Source organism: Pseudomonas sp. MD195_PC81_125 (genome assembly GCF_014060985.1).
Classification (GTDB): Bacteria; Pseudomonadota; Gammaproteobacteria; order Pseudomonadales; family Pseudomonadaceae; genus Aquipseudomonas; species Aquipseudomonas parakoreensis.
The window spans coordinates 1-1,794 of sequence record NZ_JABULD010000868.1; the positions used below are offsets into that span (position 1 = coordinate 1).

Here is a 1,794-nt window from a genome sequence, read left to right on the forward strand (position 1 = left end):
CCCTGATATTCCGCATAATTTCAGTTGCCAAAGCAAACGATAGCAATGGAGGGACCGCGTTACCTACCTGTTTAAAAGCAGGATTCATACTTCCGGAAAATGTAAACCCATCGGGAAAGGATTGAAGACGTGCAGCTTCACGGACAGATATCGTTCGAGCCTGCGTGCTATCGTAATGTATGTGAGAATAACCATCTTTCCCTAAGTGTGCCATCAAGGTCCGCGCGGGCTTATCAGCCTCCATCTTCCTCCATTTATTAGGGAATTTAGTAGGATCATATGGTGGCACATACAACTTGTATAACGCCTTGAACTCCTCGCTCCCTTCCTTTAAATCCAATCCCATAATACGTTTTTTTTGCGAGTGCCTCATTGAACAGATCAAGCGCATGATTGAACGCTTCCGGGTACTGATCGCCTGGATTCATGCGTGCAAAAATAGGATAGTCCCGAGGAAGAGCACGTGTAACATGCCCATATAAAACACCACGACTTTCAAATCGCGGCCAATTTCGCATCAAAGAACCGTATGCAGTAATTGGCGCTTCGGGATAAGTACTTTCCTCCCTAGGATTTCGAGCGCCTTTTTTTACATCTCCCTCAAGATGCTTAGTTATTTTTGGTAAATCACCTAGTGCATCCTGAGCAGTAACAGCAGGGGCACAGTCTTCTGAGGAGACAACTGGCGGGACAATAAAATAATGATCTTCACTTAACAAATCTAAATTTATATTCTTCAATGCTACTTTACGGCTATTATCATAGCCGCGAGGAAGATCAACCCAATTGGTAGGCTTAGGAAAAGTAACTTTCTTATTTAACTCTTTGGAGTACGCTATGAGAAACATACGTTCTCGCATTTCAGGAACGCCATAATACACGGCATTCAGCAGCGTATACCCACAGTCATACCCCAGATCATCCAAAGTCTCACATACTTCTTCCGCGATATTATGCCCACCGTAATTTAATACATCTGGGACATTTTCCATCAAAATAGCTATAGGCTTTAATTCGCGGACAAAATGAAGATAACGTAGATAGAGATTCCCTCTAGGATCCTGCTTAAATGCTTGAGGATGTTCTGCAACCTCTCTTAACTTTGCTCGCCCTACACGTGCAAACGCTTGACATGGTGGACCACCAACAATCACATCTATTGCTCTATCGGCAGGCCCTGAGAAGCCCATTTCACGAATAAATGTGTTTGGTTCTATTTTAGTTATATCATGCGCCTGAGCGTGTTTTTCGAACTCTTTCGGCGATAGATCTTTGTGGAAATTCATAGCGTGAGAGCGAGCTGCATGCGCGTCGAACTCTATCGCAGCAACATTCTTAAATCCAGCTCGGTCAAAACCTAGAGATATACCTCCACAACCAGCGAATAAATCGAGGACCCTGGGGGCCTCACCACTGTGTACTCGCGCAATTTTTTCTTTATGGATATCTCTCATACGGATCGTAAACGGCCTGGATCAAAACGAGCGAGTATATCGAAACGATCACTGTCCAGCACCTCTACCACTACAATTGGGGCAGGCATGATGATGGCAAATACGCATGCGCTCCCATGCCGTTGCCGGAAGCACAGGCTAAACAAGCCCTTAGGGCGTTTTTTGCGTTTTTCAGCCATCGATGAGTCGACCCGAACGAAGCTCCCGAATGGGAGGAAAACTCCAGGACTGCTTTCAGCGCAGATGAAAAGGCAACACGATGACACCAGTGACGCTTGTGCAGCGTCGTAGACACGAGCCAAATGGAGATGGGTAGACAGCTCTTAATTACGTCCCCATT

2 protein-coding genes are annotated in these 1,794 nt (G+C 45.5%); both read right to left on the minus strand.

The window, feature by feature from the left end; genetic code table 11:
• A partial coding sequence (locus HT737_RS32945; RefSeq protein WP_220459587.1) for a DNA cytosine methyltransferase occupies positions 1-391 on the minus strand: 391 nt, incomplete at its 3' end.
• Entirely contained in the window at positions 276-1,454 is a 1,179-nt protein-coding gene (locus tag HT737_RS29910) for a DNA cytosine methyltransferase (protein WP_220459589.1), read from the minus strand. The genes HT737_RS32945 and HT737_RS29910, both read right to left, overlap by 116 nt.
• Positions 1,455-1,794: the final 340 nt, after the last annotated feature.

Coding starts and splice junctions, on each gene's coding strand:
- HT737_RS29910 (WP_220459589.1), bottom strand. CDS start 1,454: ATGAGAGATATCCATAAAGAAAAAATTGCGCGAGTACACAGTGGTGAG.